The sequence below is a fragment of the Roseburia intestinalis L1-82 genome (genome assembly GCF_900537995.1).
In the GTDB taxonomy this organism is placed as follows: Bacteria; Bacillota; Clostridia; order Lachnospirales; family Lachnospiraceae; genus Roseburia; species Roseburia intestinalis.
In genome coordinates, this window is the sequence record NZ_LR027880.1 from 469,985 (window position 1) to 487,503 (window position 17,519).

Here is a 17,519-nt window from a genome sequence, read left to right on the forward strand (position 1 = left end):
GGCAAAAGAAAAACCAGAGGTTTATTCCTCTGGCTCTTTTGCCTTACATAGACCGCTGACAGTTGCTTCTATTACGAGCAACTCTTTATCATTTAGTTTGTCGAGTTCTGCGTCTAAGCGTCTGCGGACGGAACTTTTCTTGACCTCATTATCTGGGAATATGTATTCATCAACTGATACACCGAACATCGTCACAAGCTGAATGAACAACTCCAGACTTGGCTTTTGCCCCTCATTTTCAATCGCTTGAAGATGTCTTGGGTCATAATCCACAATACGAGAAAGCTCATCTCTGGTCATACCTTTTGCTGTCCTTGCTTTTTTGATTGCCTGCCCTATCGGTGTAAAATCGAAGTCAAAATCATTGTTTCTTGCGTCCATAAACTCACCACCTTGTATCAATATAATGCTTCTATTATATTTTACAGAAATGATAGTTCTTATAGAACGGTCTGAAATCCCTTGTATTAGGATATAAAATCTCTACTTGTAAGATATAAAAATTCACATTTGCATAGTTGATATTGTTCGTTCAAACGGATATAATAGATACAGTACGATTTTAGGAGGTCAGAAATGTTTGAATATATGACGGCACAGGAAGCCGCAGAACTTTGGGGGATATCGGTGCGGCGTGTGCAACGGTTATGCAAAGAAAACCGTATTGAGGGTGTCCTAAATATAAATCGGGTGTGGCTTATTCCTAAAAGTTCAAAAAAGCCCGTTGATAAGCGGAGAAAGGTTACAGATTATGGAGAATAGAATTTTATTACTAGAAGATGATGTAAGTTTAATAGACGGACTGCAATATTCGCTAAAGAAAAATGGCTTCGATGTCGATTTTGTCCGTTCTGTGCAGGAAACTCTAACTTATTTATCTGAGATAGAAAAATACGATATGCTCATCCTTGATGTCACATTGCCAGACGGAACAGGTTTTGAGATATGTGAAAAAGTACGAAAAAACGGAAGTCAGATACCGATTATTTTTCTGACAGCTTCTGATGAAGAAGTTAGCATTATTCGTGGTCTGGACTGCGGCGGTGATGACTACATAACAAAACCGTTTAAGTTAGGCGAGTTATGTTCACGCATACGAGCGTTGCTGCGGCGGGCAGGGTTGTCCACTCAAGGAACAGGGGCAGTTATGGAATGTGGCGATATTAAGATAGACCTTTTAGGAAGCCGTGTCTTATTAAAGGGAAAAATATTAGAACTTACCGCCGCAGAATACCGTTTAATATGCCTGTTGGTAAAGAATGCAAACCGTATTATTACAAGAGATATTATTTTAGACGAGTTATGGGACAGCACAGGAGATTATGTAGACAATAATACCCTTTCCGTCTATGTGCGACGACTGCGAGAAAAAATAGAAACAGACCCATCACATCCAGAACATTTACTAACAGTCCGAGGATTTGGTTATCAGTGGAAAGAGGTGGACGAATGAACTTCTTACATGATAAACATAGCCGTTATTATTGCATTTTCATTGTTACTCTTGTTTTGCTGCTTTTTTTGATGGGAATAGCTGTCATTGACACGCAAACGGCGGCTACCAAAGAAATGTTTTTAACACACAATAATGCGATTGCTACTTCTTTACTGGAAGAAGGAATTTCAAAGGAAGTAATTGCAACAGCCTTAATGAATACGGAAGCAGGCACTACAGGAAATAAGTTTTTAGCCGAAATTGGTCTTTCAAACAGCACGGATATAGAAAATTTACCTTATGTATCTGCTGTTAAAAATACAATACTGACATCTCTGTTTGTGATGTTATTTCTATGGACGCTGCTTCTGTTTTTAGGTACAATGCTGTTTTTGTATCGTAGGGAAAGACTATATAGGGAATCAGAAAACATCATTAAGGACTACATAGATGGGAACTATACTGTTCACCTTCCGCAATCTAACGAGGGAACTATTTACCAGCTCTTATCTTCTGTTGACCAATTGGCTACTATGCTTCAAGCAAAAAATGATACAGAACAAAAGACAAAAGAGTTTCTTAAAAATACAATTTCTGATATATCACATCAATTAAAAACGCCTCTGTCGGCACTTATGATGTATCAGGAAATTATTGAGAATGAGCCAGAAAACTTCGAAACGGTCAAAGAATTTTCCTTAAAGATTGGAACTGCATTAAAGAGAATGGAACAGCTTATTCAATCTATGTTGAAAATCACAAGAATAGATGCAGGGAGCATCTCTTTTGAAAAATCCAATTACAGTATCCCGAATATTATTAATCACGCAATTAGTGAATTGACAACACGGGCGGACAATGAAAAAAAGGAAATTGTGATAGATGGTGATTTGGAACAGATGCTTTACTGTGATATAGAGTGGACGGGCGAAGCCATTGGCAACATTATCAAAAACGCACTTGACCATACAGATACAGGGGGAAAAATCTCTATATCGTGGGAACAAACGCCCGCTATGATTAGAATATTTATTACGGATAACGGACACGGCATTTCCCAAGAGGATATACACCACATATTTAAGAGATTTTATCGAAGCAAAAATACTTCAGAAAGTCAAGGGATTGGACTTGGATTGCCATTAGCAAAGGCGATTGTTGAGGGACAAGGCGGTATTCTTTCTGTTCAGAGCGAGCTATTACAGGGAACAACCTTTACATTGTCTTTCCTTACGGAATCGTAAGGTTAAATTCATCTGATTGTAAGCTGTTACTTCTATCCTTGTGAGAAAGGAGGTACTTATAAATGGAAATCTTAAAAGTACAAAATCTGTGTAAAACATACGGAACTGGTGAGGCAAAAGTCGATGCTTTGAAAAATGTATCGTTCTCTCTGGAAAAAGGTGAGTTCGTTGCTGTCGTTGGAGAGTCTGGCTCTGGGAAGAGTACCCTGCTAAATTGTATCGGTGCATTGGATGTTCCTACTTCTGGCACAGTCACGATGGATGGGAATAACTTATTTTCTATGAAAGAAGAAGAACGCACGATTTTCAGAAGGAGGAATATCGGCTTTATTTTTCAGTCTTTTCAGCTTGTATCTGAATTGACGGTGGAACAGAATATAGCATTTCCGCTTCTTTTGGATTATCGCAAACCGAAAGCTTCTGATGTAGAAGAAATATTAGAATTGCTCGGCTTAACAGAACGAAGAAACCATTTGCCAAGCCAGCTTTCTGGCGGTCAGCAGCAGCGTGTCGCTATTGGCAGGGCATTGATTACAAAACCGAAGTTGATTCTTGCGGACGAGCCGACAGGCAATCTGGATAGCAAGAATAGCCAAGATGTTATTGATTTGCTGACAAAAGCATCCAGACATTACCAACAAACAATACTTATGATTACGCACAACAACGGTCTTACTTCTATGGTTGACCGTGTCTTGCGTGTCACAGACGGTGTGCTGACAGACTTGGGAGGTAATGAGAATGAAAAGTTATCTTGACCTTGTTCCTATTTCTGCAAAAGTACATCGAAAGCAAAATCGTATGTCTATTATTTGTATTGTATTGGCTGTCTTTCTGGTAACAGCTATTTTCGGTATGGCTGATATGTTTATCAGAGGGCAGATTTTGCAGGCACAGCAGGAAAACGGAAATTGGCATATTGGCATACAAAACATTAGTGATGAAGATGCAATGCTTATATCTTCCAGACCAGAGGTAGCTACTGTTGCCGATTATGGTACGCTGAATTTTCGAGGAGAACAAGAATATACTTTGCATGGAAAAAATGTGAGTATATGCGGTGGAAATGAAAGCATAGTTACAGAAATTTTTAATGTGTTGGATGAAGGGACGTTTCCTAAAACTGAGAATGAAGCAATGATATCAATCAATGCGAAGGATACGCTAAAGTTAAAAATTGGTGAGCAAATTGTAATTACAACGCCAAATGGAACGGAATTCTCATATATTATTTCTGGCTTTATGAAAAATTCCGCAAACCTTATGCGTGAAGATGTTTATGGTGTGTTTTTGACAACAGATGGCTTTCGAACAATTTACTCCAATGAAACAGATGTTAACCCATCTGAGTATACAATGTTTTTCGTGCTATTTGATAATAAAGGAAACATTCCAAAAGAGATAGCTGAGATTAAAGAACAGTACGGATTGTCCGATAAACAAGTAACCGAAAATATAACATTGCTTGGTTTGATGGGGCAGAGTGATGATTCATTCATGGCACAGGTGTATACTGTTGCAATAATTCTATTTTTCCTCGTTTTGATGGCTGGCGTTTTAATGATTGCAAGTAGTATGAACACTAATGTGGCACAGCGAACAGAGTTTTTTGGAATGGTTCGTTGCATAGGGGCAACACCTAAACAGGTTATGCAGTTAGTACGTAAAGAGGTTATGAATTGGTGTCGCTTTGCAATTCCACTTGGTGTTATCGGCGGTATGGTATTGGTTTGGGTATTGTGTTTTATTTTGCGGCAGCTTAGTCCACAATATTTTGGTGGAATGCCTGCTTTTAGTATAAGCTATCCAAGTATTATAGCGGGTATTGTTGTTGGTTTGTTGACAGTTCTCCTTGCTGCCCGTTCTCCTGCTAAGAAAGCATCCAAAGTTTCTCCTTTGGCAGCGGTATCTGGAAATGCAAATGATTTACAACCTGTAAAAAAAGCGGCGAATACCAAGTTTTTCAAGATAGACACTTCTCTTGGTATTCATCATGCTAAAGCAAGCAAAAAGAATTTTATTTTAATGATTAGCTCATTTTCAATCAGTATTATTCTTTTTCTTGCATTTTCAGTAACTATTGATTTTATGAATCACACATTGACGCCTTTACAGCCGTGGACTGCCGATATATCTGTTATCAGTCCAGAAGATACCTGCTCGGTAAAGGCTGAATTTATTGAGGAATTACAGCAAAATCTCGCCGTAAAAAATGTTTATGGGCGAATGTTTGCTTACAATGTTCCCGTAATCGTAAATGGCGAGGAAAAAGTTGTTGACCTTATTTCATATGAAGACATGCAGTTTGACTGGGCAAAGGACTATGTTTTGTCCGGCAGCTTGGAAAAAGCACAAAGTGAAAGTAATACAGGACTTATCGTTTTTGAGCCACAAAACGACATTGAGGTAGGCAATGTCATTACCTTAAATTTGAATGGCAGCCAAGCTGATATGGAGATTGTCGGTATGTTATCTGACTGCCCATTTAATAATCGTCAAGATGTTGGCAAGCTCATTTGTTCTGAGGATACCTTTAGAAAACTGACGGGCGAAACGGATTATAGTATTATTGATATACAGTTATCTCAAAATGCCACAGAGAATGATGTAAATGAAATACACCGCTTGGTAGGCTCACAATATACATTTTCTGATGAGCGAATGGGTAATAGTAACACCCGTGGGGCTTACTATTGTTTTGGGCTTTTCATTTATGGCTTTTTGGTATTGATTGCATTGATTACATTATTCAATATCATAAATAGCATAGCTATGAGTGTGGTGGCAAAAATGAAACAATACGGAGTTTTTCGAGCGATTGGATTAAGTAACAGGCAACTGGCTAAAATGATTATTGCCGAAGCATCTACCTATGCAATCACAGGTACTATTTGCGGTAGCGTTTTAGGAATAGTCTGTAACAAGATTTTATTTAGCAAACTTATAACCTATAAATGGGGCGATGCATGGAGTGTTCCTCTGGTTCAGCTTGGTATCATTATTGTTGTTGTTGCCATTGCAGTAATTTTGGCAGTAAGAAACCCCATTAAAAAATTGGAGAAAACATCTATCGTAGATATAATTAGTGTGCAATAGTTCTCAATATTATTGCATTCATAGAGGGGCAGGCAGGTAATTCTTGAACGGAATTGTCTGCCTCTTTTAGCTTACTATTTTGTAAGTCAAAATTCATCTAATTGTAAGGTTGGCTCTATATCATAATATAGGAAAGATGGAGAACACCATGAAAAAACGATTATCTAAAAAAACTTTGATTTCTGTATGCACGTTGATTGCTGCTTTGATTATTTGGACTATCTGGAGCAATACAGCTTTGACGTTGAGTACGGTGACTGTTTCAAGCAATCGTATCCCTGCTGCATTTAATGGTTTTCGGATAGCTCAAATATCCGACCTGCACAATGCAGTGTTCGGAGAAGACAATGCAGAACTGTTACAAATACTGTCAGAATGTGAGCCAAACATAATAGTAATAACGGGTGATTTAGTTGATGCTGAACATACGGACATTGATGTTGCCCTTGATTTTGCAAAAGAAGCTGTTCAAATTGCAGATACATATTATGTAACAGGCAATCACGAAGCCAGTTTGTCACAGTATGATGAGCTTAAAGCAGAACTTGAAAATACTGGTGTAGTTGTCCTTGAAGATAAAGCAATGCAGTTAGAATATAATGGAGATGACATTACGCTTATCGGACTTTCCGACCCAAGCTTTACGCTTAAAGGGGATATGTTTGGAGAAGTTCCTGCTATGGTTGATACGAAATTACGGGGACTAATCGGAGATAAAGACAATTACACTATTTTGCTTTCACATCGCCCAGAATTGTTTGAAGCCTATGTAAATTGTGGTGTCGATTTAGTTTTCAGTGGTCACGCACATGGTGGTCAGTTTCGTTTACCGTTTATTGGCGGTTTGGTTGCTCCAAATCAAGGCTTGTTTCCAAAATATGATGCAGGCTTATATACGAAAGGTGACACAAATATGATTGTTTGCAGAGGACTTGGCAATAGTATTATTCCTATTCGATTTAATAACCGTCCAGAAATCGTGTTATTGGAGCTTATCGCAGAATGATAGTAAGTAAATGTATTTAATTTTGAAAGGTAGGTTGTAACTTGAAGCAGACAGAATGGCTATTATGTCCTCTTTGCGGAAACAAAACCCGAAACAAAATCAGAGAGGACACAGTTTTGAAAAACTATCCTCTTTACTGCCCAAAATGTAAACAGGAAACATTGATTGATGTAAAGGATTTACAAATAACCGTCATCAAAGAGCCAGACGCATAAGATGCAGAGCCGATGAACAAGTGAGTAATCGCAGTTTGTCGGCTCTGTTTTTATATAACCATAGGTAGGACAAGCCCGCCGAATAAAAAAAACGGTGCTTTGGTGGGCGGCTTTGTCACGCCCAGACTAAATTTTACTGCCCTCTAAACCCGTTTTCGAGTTTGGAGGGATTTTTATGTGTTGGTCAAGCACGACCATCACGCTGCTTATCAGAAGCAGCAGTTATTTACATAGTGTCACGTAGAAGTGAGGATAACTTATTAAAAAAAGCCTTGCTTGCTCGTGGCACTTTTCTACTTTTCGAGTAGAAGTCACATATCTATATCATAGAGATAATTATGCGTGTTGCCGTAGAGGTCTTAGTACCTTTGCGGCTTTTTGTTTGTTGTTTTTTGTCGCAACACAGGATAAACCTGCTTCTGGCATTGGGTGCCGTAGCCCACCTCAATCTGAATTTCTCAAAAAAATTCAGATTGGAGGTACACATTATGGCTTACAACAAAGCCAGAGAAGAAAAGAAATGGCGGCTCTGGAAAGAAGCCGAGGAAAAACAGTTACGGAGCTTGGGGGTTAATGAGGACGATATAGAAAAGCTCCGTGTTCACGATTGGGCGATTTTTAATTCAGACAGACGGTATTATCAGCGAGTGCAGGAAACAGGTACATATCTTGACGAGCTTGTTGAAGATACTACACAGCCCGAAGTCAAAACGGTTGAGGATTTTCTGGACAGTATCGAAAATCAGCACCTCTATCAAGTTTTGATTAAGGTGGACAGGCTTACATTGCAGATTGCTTTGATGAAGATAGAAGGATATTCAACCCGTGAAATTGCGGTGTATCTGGATATTACTGAAAAAGCTGTTTACAGAAGAATGGATAGGCTCAAAGAAAAATTAAAAAAGTTATTTGAGTAGAGGGGAAAATTGAATATTCCCACGGGCTACAGGGTGAGAGGACAAAAAACTCTTGCCCTGTTTTCCTTTGTGTGGCGAAAACGGGATTGCTCCTTGATAAATGAATACCCATTCGCCAAATACTTTCTCTTTGTGATTGTGATGAGCATAAGCGTGTGCAGCGGTACGCCACGACCTGTCAAAAGGCAGCGAGCGATTGAAAGGTGGTGAGACTATCTTTACCGACTCAAAATATCGGGCAGCTCCCGATTTCGCCATAACCCACAAAGAGGATAATGATACTCCCGTCCAGTCACAGTCCGAGCGTGAAAAAACCGTCGCAGGCAATGAGGGCGGCTCTGTCAGAACGACAGTTGGGGTGGAACTCCCGTGGCGTCAGTTCGCTGCTGACCGTTTGGCGACTTCCCATAGCATTTCGGGGTGTCGAGGACAAATTGAAATGCTTCTATCATATCAGCCAAACGAAAGGCGGTCATAAGAACAGAGATATTGATAATATTCTTCCGACCTTAAAAACTTCCTTTTGTTTGGCTGCCTACATAGGCAGAACTCATCTGCCTAAATCCAGATGGGAGGTCAAACACAATGGAAAGAATTATTAAGCGTGGCGATATTTACTACGCAGAGCTTAACCCCGTTATCGGCTCAGAACAAGGCGGCACAAGACCTGTACTTATCATTTCCAATGATATAGGAAACAAGCACAGCCCGACGGTAATCATTGCAGCAATTACGAGCCGAGTACACACAAAAGCAAAGTTGCCCACACATACCGCAGTAAGTAATTATGAAGGGCTTGACAAGGACTCTGTTATCCTGCTTGAGCAGATACGGACAATTGATAAGCAGAGGTTAAAACAGTATATGGGAATGATGCCCAATAGCATAATGGCAAGAGTTAACAAGGCTCTTGCCATTAGTGTTGCACTTAAAAAAATATGAAAAAATGTGTAAAGCAGGTATGCGGGATAGATTTGCACATTGGTAAAATGGCGGCTGTATTTCTATAATTTAGAGGTACAGCCGTTTTAGCTTTAGCGGAGGTATTCGTTTATGGGAAATGAAAATTTAATTCAAAATACAGAACTGCCAAACGAACAGTTGAAAGATGAAACCGAAACATTCAATTCTTTTATCAATGTTATGGTACAGATAGTTGAAAAATACGGAAAGACTGTTTTGCAGGAATTGGATTTTGCTGCGTAGGTTACGCAGCCTTACATATCACATTTCCCTATAAATTTATGGAGGTGGTACGATGAACAGAGAAGGAAAGAAATGTGTCCTATATCCGAGAGTAAGTACTGAAATGCAGGTGGACGGATATAGCCTTGAAGGGCAGAAGAATAGCCTGAAACGATTTGCTGACAGAGAAGAAATGGAGATTGTTGGTATATATGAAGATGCAGGTAAATCGGGAAAATCTATTGAGGGGAGACCTGCTTTTAAGAAGATGCTTTCTGATATAAAGAACGGATTGGAGATAGATTATATTCTGGTTTATAAACTTTCACGATTTGGAAGAAATGCGGCAGATATTCTAAATTCATTGGAGTTTGTGCAGTCGTATGGAATAAATCTCATTTGTATTGAGGAAGGTATTGACTCATCACAGACAAGTGGAAAACTTTTAATTTCTGTATTATCTGCGGTTGCAGAAATTGAAAGAGAAAATATCATTGAACAGACAATGAACGGACGCAGAGAAAAAGCAAGACAGGGAGGTTGGAATGGCGGTTTTGCTCCGTATGGATATTATCTGAAAGACAATCAGCTCTTAATAGATGAAACCGAAGCTGAAGCAATCCGAATTATATTTGATAAGTTTGCCAATTCAGACATAGGGCTTGGCGGAGTTGCAAAATATCTTAATTTGCAAGGAATAAAAAAGATACCCCGTCAGAATGGAACATTAGAAACTTGGAGCAGCCATTTCATACGGTTGATATTAGATAATCCTGTCTATTGTGGCAAGATTGCTTATGGCAGGAGAACACGAGAAAAGGTAAAAGGCACAAAAAATGAATATAAGCAGATTCATACAGATGATTATATTCTGGAAGATGGACAGCACGAAGGAATAGTCAGCGAAGAATTATGGCAAAAAGTTCACGCAAAACGTATGGCAACAGGAATTAAGCAGCCGTCCAAAATTGGTAAGGACAGGGCGCATCTTTTAACGGGAATATTAAAGTGTCCTCTTTGTGGAAGCTCAATGTATACGAATAAACATGCTTGGACAAATAAAGATGGCACATACAAAGAAGTTTACTATTATATCTGCGGTAGGAATAAGCAGGAACGAGGGCATCATTGTGATTACAAGGCATCTCTTAGAAAAACAGACATTGAACCACTTGTAATTGAAGCCGTCAAGGAATTGGTAAGTGATAAATATTTTGCAAAAGAGATAGAAAAGCGTGTTGGTGTGCAGACTGATACCACTGCAATTGATAAGGAACTTGCCAATTATGAGAGCAAGCTGAAAGAAGTAGATTTGAATAAAGCCCGTCTGGAACGAGAGATTGATAATCTGCCTATTGATGCTCGTTTCAGAGAAAGAAAAATCCACGACATGACATTAAGGCTTGATGGATTGTATGATACGATTGTCGAGTTGGAAGAACGGATTGAAGATGCAAAGCTGAGAAAAAGTTCTATTGAAATGGAAGCAATCACTCTGGACAATATTTACAAGCTTATGCTGAATTTCGGAAAGCTCTATGATATAATAAGTGACGAGGAAAAGAAAAGTCTTATAACTTATCTAATAAAGGAAATTCAGATATATCCTAATGGAGAGTCAGAGATGCCTTTGAAGTCGATAGAGTTTAATTTTCCGATATATCGTGATGGACAAGAGGTAAGGCGGCTCTTGTGGGAAAAAGGTAATACCGTTGAGTCGGTAGTTCTGATGCAGTATTGTGGAAAATAAGAAAAATAGGCATGTTAGACCACAAGATGTTGTGGTTTGAGGGCAAAAATTGGAGCAAAAAATGACCAGTTTTTGCCCTATTTTTTTCCACGTTTTTATAGATGCATAGAGGCAAAAAAGAGATTTTTAAGTATTTTGGGACAAAATTCAGAGAAAGGAAAAGAAACAGGGATGGAGAAAAAGCAGCACCCAAGTTACGGAATGATTCGGTTTGCAAGGTCCTCAATCGGTGGTTCAGGAACGGCATTGTTTGGAAGTTCCATCATGCATAATAATGTCATACGCCTGTCCATTTCAAAAGGCATGATGGAAAGGGAGGGCAACGAGGACTGGTTTTTGGCAGGGACAGACATCAATGACATGATCGTTGAGGTGGAGATGTCCTATACACAGTTTGCCGAAGCAATCACATCACTTAACATTGGAGAGGGGATACCGGTTACCATTACAAAAGTGAATGGGACATTCGTTGAACCATGCCCATACAGTGACAGGCAGAAAGTAATGCGCCGGGAAGTGGATGAAGCAACCCGTGACTTGGTGCGGCAACTGGAAAAGAGGTCAGAGGAGATTGAAAAACTTCTGGATGAGAAACGTGTCCTGAGCAGGGAGGACCGGAGAAATATCGTCTCGACATTGAAAAATGTACGGCAGGAGTTAAAAAGTAATATCCCCTATCTGCAGAAACTGTTTGCTGAACAGATGGATAAAACCGTGACAGAGGCGAAAGGGGAGTTTGAAACTTACCTGCAGAACAAGATGAACAGCATTGCACTTGCAGCAATTTCAGAACAGATGAAGCAGGAGGAAATCAGTTTAAACAGAAACATGATACCGGAACTGGAAGTACAGGAGGGCGGGGAAGAGGCAGGGGAGATGGAAGCGGGAATGCACATGGACATGTAAGGCGGTACTTATTTTAGAAATGAAATGGGTATCGCTATTTTTTTATCCGAAAGGAAGGGGATGAAGTGAAGCGCAGAAAAGGACATGAGATAGACTATGCAGGGAAAAAATATGTTTCACTGCATGAACTGTGCGATGACCTGGACCTGCCTTACTCTCCGCTGGCACATAAATATTACAGGACAAAAGATATTGAACAGTCGGTAGAGAGGGCAAAAAAGGTAAAAGATGCACAGACCTACACCGTCTGGGGCAGGGAATATAAAAGCCTGACGGATATTGCAAAGGAGTACGGGACCAGTGCCGCCGTCATTTCAAAAAGACTGCAGGACGGAAAGACAGCCGAGGAAGCTATCGCAGAAATCATACAGAAGGAAACACTTTCTTTCTGCGGAAAGGAATTTCATGGACTGGCACAGATAGCGAACTATTATGGAAAAGATTATTCGCTGGTCTGGGAGCGGCTCAAATATGGCATGAGAATGGAAGAAGCACTGTTTCTACCGATCAGGCAGATGAACAAGCCGCAGTATGAAATAACCTGTCGCAAAAATTTATGAGGAGGTCAAGTCAGAAAGGCTGGAACAGGAAAAAGGGATGCAGATGAACATGTAAGGCAGTACTTATTTTAGAAATGGAATGGGTGCTGTCTTTTTTTTATGGAAAAAGGAAGGAGACAGAGTGGATGTCGGGATTTTTTTGCAACAGCCCAAGACTGCAGTTATTAGAACGGCAGATGCGCCAGCCGCCGGGATACCGTCCCAGAGGGCATGGGTGGATGTTTGACATGGAAGAGTGGAAAAGCAGAGGAAATTATTCAGAGATTGTGGACTGTGTCATCAGCCGGATGCAGATGGAACACTTAAAGAAAAGAATACAGGAGGTATTTGGAAATGCAGACAAGGAACTGATTTTTTATGACAGCAGGCACAGAACGGATTTTTCTTCCCTGCTGCTTGGCAGACGGAAAAAGAACCTGTGCGGACTTCCGAATTATGCCGCCGCAGTATTTCTTCTGTCTGCAGATGAAAACCTGTGGGAGAAAGTTTCTAAGCAGGTGCTGGATACGGGGATTTATTTTGACCGCATCCGGCTTGGCAGCGTTACGCTGGAACAATATATCCTGTTCCATGCAGCTAGGGATGTGTATCTGGGGACAAAGCATATCCGGCTGTCGGAGCTGACCGACAGGGAACTGATACCGGATGAAATCTTAAGGCTTATCGTGAATGCATTTGTGATGGAAAGGTATGGGGTGGACATCGTAGAACAGGAGGTGTGGAATGAAGATTAGAGCAAAAAATAGGGAACAGACGGTAGATATGACTCTGCCGGTAACGGACATGGACATGCAGTATTACATGAAACGTATCGGGATAGAAGATGTTATGCCGGTATGTTGTATCAGTGAGGTACGGGATGAACCGCCCTATTTTGGATTTTTGAAAGGGCAGACCGTCAACATGGACGAACTTAATTTCTTTGCCAGAAGGCTGGATGGAATGACGGAATATGAAAAAAGAGTGGTGGGTGTCTACAGCAGTGAGACAGGCATCCGGGAGATGAAACAACTGATCAACCTGACTTACAGCCTGCAGGGACTGTCACTGCTCACAGACTTGACGGACGGAAACCGTGTCGGGCTGAGACTTTATCTGGACCGGCACATTGCAATCTCAGAAGAAGAAAAGAGCAGAATAGATTTTAATGCATATGCACAGAGGATTTTTTCAGAAGGAAAATGTAAGTTCCTGCCACATGGGATACTGGTAGATCAGGGATTCCAGATGGAGGAGGTCTATAACGGAAAAACCTTTCCAGAATACATCGACAGACCGGATGAAACCGTGGCGGTTTTATCTCTTGAAAATGAGGCAGGGGATAAGGAATACCTTTATCTTCCAACGGACATCAGTGCCATGGATAAGGTAAAGAAAAGACTCAACATCGCAGCATTTGCTGAAGGCATTGTGAACGGGATAGAAAATATCCGGCTGCCGGAAAGCATCCTTCCTTCCCCGGAAGATATGTGTATGTCTCTGCAGGGTGATGTCCAGAAACTGACTCTTTTTAATGAGATGTGCCAGACCGTCAGCTGTTTTGATGAAGCAAAAATGGACCGGCTTGCAATGGCGGCAGGATTCGTGGGGACAAGTGAATTTACTGATATCACTTACATCGCAAAGCATCTGGATGAATTTGAAATACATCCGCAGATACATACGGATAAAGAGTATGGGGAATTTCTGGTTAAAGAAGCGGGGATGTTTGAAGTTGATGAACTTCTCCTGCCGCATATTGATTATGCCGGGGTTGCCCGTGATAAAAGACAGGCAACGATGGCAGACAGCGGATTTATTCCAGAGGGCTTTGTTGGCACGCAGAGGGCGATCCATGAGTATCAGGAATATCAGGGGGAATTTGCCGATCTGCTTGAAAAAAACGGGATACCCTGTGAAACGTTCTGCCTTTACAGTTCGCTGGCAGGGATGATGTATCAGGATGGAGAGGAGCAGGAAACGCTGTACCGGAGTGAACTGGCAGATTATGAGGAACAAATCCAGAAAGCCATCCTCAAAGAAAGGCATGTGGAAGAAGAGCCGAGGGGACTCATGCATTATTTTGACGGGAACAGACAGGTGGCTGCAAAAGTGATCAGTGCATTCCCCAAAGTGCAGAACATCCGGGGAGAACTGTTCGGAGTTCTGGAATGCAGTATCTGCCAGCCTCTGACACAAAATGAAATCTATGAACTGAAAAATTTCTGGGACGGACAGATGAGTGACGGCTGGGGAGAAGGCTTTGAACAAAGACCAATCTATACGCAGGAGGGAGAACTGTATGTCAGTTTCTGGACACAGGAAAGACACTGGGGCGTCATGACGGAGGAAGAACTGGACAGAATCTGGAATCATGGCATGACGCAGACTCTGTAAAAAAATAATATTCTGCTGGATATGTGCTGGTGTATGTAGTATTGTGTGTCCCAAAGAAAAGGTAGTGTCAAGTGATCTATGAAAAAATGAGCCAAAACAAAAAGGCTCGATTGAACCTTGAAAATTGCAGATATTTCAGTCAGAGATAGGTTTCCGCCACCCTTGACAGCACACAAAAGAACTGCTGTAGGTGATTCACCGACGGCGAAGAACTCAAGAACAGTTAGAGATTTTTCCGTCGTTTACAGCAGTGTAGCAGTTTTTTTGCGTGCCATCAAGGGCACAGCCGCTGGTGCGGTGGCTGGTTTATTACCTCTGGCTTGGAATCTAAGAACAGTTAGAGCCTTCGGCTGGCAGATTTAAAATTGTCTGCTGACCGAGAAAGATGAGTAACTGCCATTTGCCGGGCATGTTGTCTGCGTTGGTGAGCATATCAACCTTATTTAAAACCTGATACTTGTTGTGCTTATGTGGCCGCAGGAAGTTATAATAAGCAACCCATAAAGCTAAATCGTAGTTGGCACCATCATAGTTGTCAAATCCATTGGTTGGGCGATAAGAGGCTTTGTAGGTGCGGTTAAGGCGTTCGATTATCTGCTTGAAAGGGCGGAATTCTTTGGAAACTTCGTCATCATTGGTGAGACCGATTACCTGTGTGATGTTGAATGTAAAGGTATCTTTAAATCTTTGGGCAAACTCCATCGCTGCTAATGGATAAGCACTGTATCCATCTGCAATAAACTTAAAGTTTTTAGGAAGTTTATCGAAATGTCTGAAAGCCATTCTCATTGCGAGGATGCAGGGACCGACACTGCGGTTGTCGGATACCTGATAACCAATGATAGAGCGGCTTACAGCATCCATAATAAACCAGATGTATGCTTTGATACCACGAACTTTGATGTAGGTTTCATCGGCAGTCAATACTTTGCCTGGTTTGTAATCATAGTGATCAACGAATGGTTTGATACAGATGGAGGCTGTTTTGCAGTAGTTGGCTATCTGTTGGTGTGAGATGTTGATGTTATAAAGATCTTTCAGTGCCTGCGAGGTTTTTCTTAAGGATAAACCAAGGTTGATGTGCAGGGTAAGACACAGAGACATCACATGGGCATTATGCTTTGAAAACTTCAGTGAAGAAGCATTCTTTGGAAGAGAGGTTAGGTCCATGGCGAAGAAATCCACAGTGAATTCACGGTAGATGTAATGGAGTTTATATTTGTTTTTGCCATAATCCTCAGCAAGGTCTTTCTGATCCACTTTTTTAAGATTGTGGAGATAGTAAGGACATTTTGGATTGACGCATTTATGTATGCGGAAGAACTTGCGGTCTTTTTTTGGAACGAGGGTATTTCTGCAGTGAGGGCAGGTAAGGCGAAAAGGTGTTGTAACGACTTCGCCGGAGCAGAAGGTCTGTCCACAGACTTTACACTGGTATTGACCGTTACCGCCATTATTGTCGTAAATGTAGTGATGTGGAGCCTCACATAAAGGGCAGACGGTATCTTCAGAAATGGATTTACCATTACGGCGCTGAACTGGTTTGACAGGCTTACCGTATTTCCACTGGTAGTACTCAAGAAGGAACTGCCAGTCCTGTTTGATAAAGGTTTTGATGACAGGAAGCTTATCAATTTTAAATTTTTGATATTTTGGAGAATGGGAATCATCAAAAGTCCACTGTTTGAGAGGAATATATCTGCAAATAAAATTTAAAAGCCAGCAGATTTGTTTATGTTGGTATTGAATGTAGTTAAGTAAATAAAGTATAATGTTCATGAGCATTGTCTCCTTTGGTTAGTGGAATTTTGGTCGAGGACATTATACCAAAAAAGGGAGGTCAATGCTCTTTTTATTTGAAACTCCCGAAAATAAAGGTTTTTAAAGAAAAAATAGATAGTAAATTTGACACTACCAAAGAAAACAAGGAGGCAAACAGATGAAATTGGATGATACAGTCATGGTGCAGTTTTTTGGGGAGCTTATCGAATCATACCGCCAGCAGATCATGGATCAGGAAGAGGCAAGGGAACTTTCAAAGAAGAAAAAAAAGTTCCTGGCAGACTTAAGAAAAGAACTGGAGCTGCCAAACCCGCAAGCGTACAGGATGGTGACAGAACTTTTTGGATGCATGTTAGACATCAGCCAGATTAAACAGGAACAGCTTTATATACAGGGAATAAAGGATGGAATACGAATCCGAAAACTGGTAAAAGAAATCGAGGAAGGTGAGGAATGTTAAGAAGGGAACAGATAGAACGGCTGAAGGAGAGATATCCTGCGGGTACCGTGGTCAGGCTGGGGCAGATGGAAGGGGAACACCAGATGCCGTCCGGCATGGAGGGAAAAGTAATTGGTGTGGATGATATCGGACAGATACATGTGGAATGGGAAAATGGAAGCACGCTGGCTCTGAATGTGGAGGAGGATGACTTTACTGTTGTACCGCAGAAGGAAACCCTGTCCGAAAAGAAATGCAGGGAATTTTTAGGGAAAATAAATGAGATATTAAAGGAAACAGATTTCTATCTGCTGAATGTGTCATGCAATGGAGGGGATACCGCCTATGCTGCCCAAAAGCTGCTTGCCATGCATCAGGCATTTGAAACCGTGTACGGGGAAGGATATGTGGATGAGGAGTATGGGATGGTGATGATGCCGGCGGTGGTCTGCGGAAGGGATTCCGGCATACGCACGCTGGCACTTGTCACGCTTGATCTGGAGTCTTCCGGGGAACACTTCGGAACGATTTTCATGACGCCGGGCGGCATGATGGAGCAGGGGACCAGCTCCCTGAGTGAAAAACAGAAACAGGCACTGGCAGAGTAT

General features: G+C 41.1%; 19 protein-coding genes and 2 pseudogenes. 19 read left to right on the forward strand and 2 right to left on the reverse strand.

Going from position 1 to position 17,519, the window contains the following annotated elements; translation table 11 throughout:
* Positions 1-21: 21 nt before the first annotated feature.
* Positions 22-381, reverse strand: coding sequence for a helix-turn-helix transcriptional regulator (locus RIL182_RS02300; RefSeq protein ID WP_006857255.1), 360 nt, complete (start codon positions 379-381; stop codon positions 22-24).
* Positions 382-576: 195 nt separating this feature from the next.
* On the opposite strand from RIL182_RS02300, the gene RIL182_RS02305 reads away from it, so the two are divergent.
* The 16 genes from RIL182_RS02305 (at position 577) to RIL182_RS21085 (ending at position 15,053) form a co-directional block, all read left to right on the forward strand.
* Positions 577-762, forward strand: a complete 186-nt coding sequence (locus RIL182_RS02305) for a helix-turn-helix domain-containing protein (RefSeq protein WP_006857256.1) — start codon at positions 577-579, stop codon at positions 760-762.
* Entirely contained in the window at positions 752-1,453 is a 702-nt protein-coding gene (locus tag RIL182_RS02310) for a response regulator transcription factor (RefSeq protein ID WP_006857257.1), read from the forward strand. The genes RIL182_RS02305 and RIL182_RS02310 overlap by 11 nt, the downstream gene beginning before the upstream one ends.
* Positions 1,450-2,679, forward strand: a complete 1,230-nt coding sequence (locus RIL182_RS02315; RefSeq protein ID WP_006857258.1) for a sensor histidine kinase — start codon at positions 1,450-1,452, stop codon at positions 2,677-2,679. Before RIL182_RS02310 ends, RIL182_RS02315 begins: the two co-directional genes overlap by 4 nt.
* Before the next feature lie 62 nt (positions 2,680-2,741).
* The gene (locus RIL182_RS02320; RefSeq protein WP_006857259.1) at positions 2,742-3,437 is read left to right on the forward strand and encodes an ABC transporter ATP-binding protein; all 696 of its coding nucleotides are present in this window, start codon (positions 2,742-2,744) and stop codon (positions 3,435-3,437) included.
* Positions 3,421-5,775, forward strand: a complete 2,355-nt coding sequence (locus RIL182_RS02325; protein ID WP_006857260.1) for an ABC transporter permease — start codon at positions 3,421-3,423, stop codon at positions 5,773-5,775. Before RIL182_RS02320 ends, RIL182_RS02325 begins: the two co-directional genes overlap by 17 nt.
* 148 nt (positions 5,776-5,923) lie before the next feature.
* Complete coding sequence (locus RIL182_RS02330; protein ID WP_044999040.1) at positions 5,924-6,781, forward strand: metallophosphoesterase; 858 nt, start codon at positions 5,924-5,926, stop codon at positions 6,779-6,781.
* Positions 6,782-6,822: 41 nt separating this feature from the next.
* Positions 6,823-6,996: a cysteine-rich KTR domain-containing protein gene (locus tag RIL182_RS02335; RefSeq protein WP_006857328.1), complete on the forward strand. Its 174-nt coding sequence runs from the start codon at positions 6,823-6,825 to the stop codon at positions 6,994-6,996.
* A gap of 488 nt (positions 6,997-7,484) precedes the next feature.
* The gene (locus tag RIL182_RS02340; RefSeq protein WP_044999042.1) at positions 7,485-7,913 is read left to right on the forward strand and encodes an RNA polymerase sigma factor; all 429 of its coding nucleotides are present in this window, start codon (positions 7,485-7,487) and stop codon (positions 7,911-7,913) included.
* Positions 7,914-8,498: 585 nt separating this feature from the next.
* Positions 8,499-8,855 carry a type II toxin-antitoxin system PemK/MazF family toxin gene (locus tag RIL182_RS02355; RefSeq protein ID WP_006857263.1) on the forward strand — a complete coding sequence of 119 codons (357 nt, stop codon included), beginning with the start codon at positions 8,499-8,501 and terminating at the stop codon, positions 8,853-8,855.
* A 111-nt stretch (positions 8,856-8,966) separates the two neighbouring features.
* Positions 8,967-9,119, forward strand: coding sequence for a hypothetical protein (locus tag RIL182_RS21080; RefSeq protein ID WP_006857264.1), 153 nt, complete (start codon positions 8,967-8,969; stop codon positions 9,117-9,119).
* A gap of 52 nt (positions 9,120-9,171) precedes the next feature.
* Positions 9,172-10,848: a recombinase family protein gene (locus RIL182_RS02360; protein WP_006857265.1), complete on the forward strand. Its 1,677-nt coding sequence runs from the start codon at positions 9,172-9,174 to the stop codon at positions 10,846-10,848.
* 171 nt (positions 10,849-11,019) lie between these two features.
* Positions 11,020-11,754, forward strand: coding sequence for a hypothetical protein (locus tag RIL182_RS02365; protein ID WP_227970554.1), 735 nt, complete (start codon positions 11,020-11,022; stop codon positions 11,752-11,754).
* A gap of 65 nt (positions 11,755-11,819) precedes the next feature.
* Positions 11,820-12,314 carry a hypothetical protein gene (locus tag RIL182_RS02370; protein ID WP_006857267.1) on the forward strand — a complete coding sequence of 165 codons (495 nt, stop codon included), beginning with the start codon at positions 11,820-11,822 and terminating at the stop codon, positions 12,312-12,314.
* A gap of 125 nt (positions 12,315-12,439) precedes the next feature.
* Positions 12,440-13,048, forward strand: a complete 609-nt coding sequence (locus RIL182_RS02375; protein WP_044999054.1) for a hypothetical protein — start codon at positions 12,440-12,442, stop codon at positions 13,046-13,048.
* Positions 13,038-14,690, forward strand: coding sequence for a hypothetical protein (locus RIL182_RS02380; protein ID WP_006857268.1), 1,653 nt, complete (start codon positions 13,038-13,040; stop codon positions 14,688-14,690). The genes RIL182_RS02375 and RIL182_RS02380 overlap by 11 nt, the downstream gene beginning before the upstream one ends.
* Positions 14,691-14,807: 117 nt before the next feature.
* A complete protein-coding gene (locus RIL182_RS21085; RefSeq protein ID WP_172606692.1) occupies positions 14,808-15,053 on the forward strand; it encodes a hypothetical protein in 246 nt (81 codons plus the stop codon).
* Here the strand turns inward: RIL182_RS21085 and RIL182_RS02385 are convergent.
* Positions 15,018-16,469 carry a DDE-type integrase/transposase/recombinase gene (locus tag RIL182_RS02385; protein ID WP_044999044.1) on the reverse strand — a complete coding sequence of 484 codons (1,452 nt, stop codon included), beginning with the start codon at positions 16,467-16,469 and terminating at the stop codon, positions 15,018-15,020. The genes RIL182_RS21085 and RIL182_RS02385 overlap by 36 nt on opposite strands.
* A gap of 160 nt (positions 16,470-16,629) precedes the next feature.
* Between RIL182_RS02385 and RIL182_RS02390 the strand changes: the two genes are divergently transcribed.
* The 3 genes and pseudogenes from RIL182_RS02390 to RIL182_RS22260 all read left to right on the forward strand — a co-directional run.
* Complete coding sequence (locus RIL182_RS02390) at positions 16,630-16,932, forward strand: hypothetical protein (protein ID WP_006857269.1); 303 nt, start codon at positions 16,630-16,632, stop codon at positions 16,930-16,932.
* A pseudogene (locus RIL182_RS22255) lies at positions 16,926-17,123 on the forward strand (DUF4314 domain-containing protein); the annotation flags it as partial. The gene RIL182_RS02390 and the pseudogene RIL182_RS22255, both read left to right, overlap by 7 nt.
* A gap of 297 nt (positions 17,124-17,420) precedes the next feature.
* Positions 17,421-17,513 (forward strand): annotated as a pseudogene (locus RIL182_RS22260) (DUF4314 domain-containing protein); the annotation flags it as partial.
* Between the last annotated feature and the right edge of the window lie 6 nt (positions 17,514-17,519).

Coding starts and splice junctions, on each gene's coding strand:
- RIL182_RS02300 (WP_006857255.1), bottom strand. CDS start 381: ATGGACGCAAGAAACAATGATTTTGACTTCGATTTTACACCGATAGGG.
- RIL182_RS02305 (WP_006857256.1), top strand. CDS start 577: ATGTTTGAATATATGACGGCACAGGAAGCCGCAGAACTTTGGGGGATA.
- RIL182_RS02310 (WP_006857257.1), top strand. CDS start 752: ATGGAGAATAGAATTTTATTACTAGAAGATGATGTAAGTTTAATAGAC.
- RIL182_RS02315 (WP_006857258.1), top strand. CDS start 1,450: ATGAACTTCTTACATGATAAACATAGCCGTTATTATTGCATTTTCATT.
- RIL182_RS02320 (WP_006857259.1), top strand. CDS start 2,742: ATGGAAATCTTAAAAGTACAAAATCTGTGTAAAACATACGGAACTGGT.
- RIL182_RS02325 (WP_006857260.1), top strand. CDS start 3,421: ATGAAAAGTTATCTTGACCTTGTTCCTATTTCTGCAAAAGTACATCGA.
- RIL182_RS02330 (WP_044999040.1), top strand. CDS start 5,924: ATGAAAAAACGATTATCTAAAAAAACTTTGATTTCTGTATGCACGTTG.
- RIL182_RS02340 (WP_044999042.1), top strand. CDS start 7,485: ATGGCTTACAACAAAGCCAGAGAAGAAAAGAAATGGCGGCTCTGGAAA.
- RIL182_RS02355 (WP_006857263.1), top strand. CDS start 8,499: ATGGAAAGAATTATTAAGCGTGGCGATATTTACTACGCAGAGCTTAAC.
- RIL182_RS21080 (WP_006857264.1), top strand. CDS start 8,967: ATGGGAAATGAAAATTTAATTCAAAATACAGAACTGCCAAACGAACAG.
- RIL182_RS02360 (WP_006857265.1), top strand. CDS start 9,172: ATGAACAGAGAAGGAAAGAAATGTGTCCTATATCCGAGAGTAAGTACT.
- RIL182_RS02365 (WP_227970554.1), top strand. CDS start 11,020: ATGGAGAAAAAGCAGCACCCAAGTTACGGAATGATTCGGTTTGCAAGG.
- RIL182_RS02375 (WP_044999054.1), top strand. CDS start 12,440: ATGTCGGGATTTTTTTGCAACAGCCCAAGACTGCAGTTATTAGAACGG.
- RIL182_RS02380 (WP_006857268.1), top strand. CDS start 13,038: ATGAAGATTAGAGCAAAAAATAGGGAACAGACGGTAGATATGACTCTG.
- RIL182_RS02385 (WP_044999044.1), bottom strand. CDS start 16,469: ATGAACATTATACTTTATTTACTTAACTACATTCAATACCAACATAAA.
- RIL182_RS02390 (WP_006857269.1), top strand. CDS start 16,630: ATGAAATTGGATGATACAGTCATGGTGCAGTTTTTTGGGGAGCTTATC.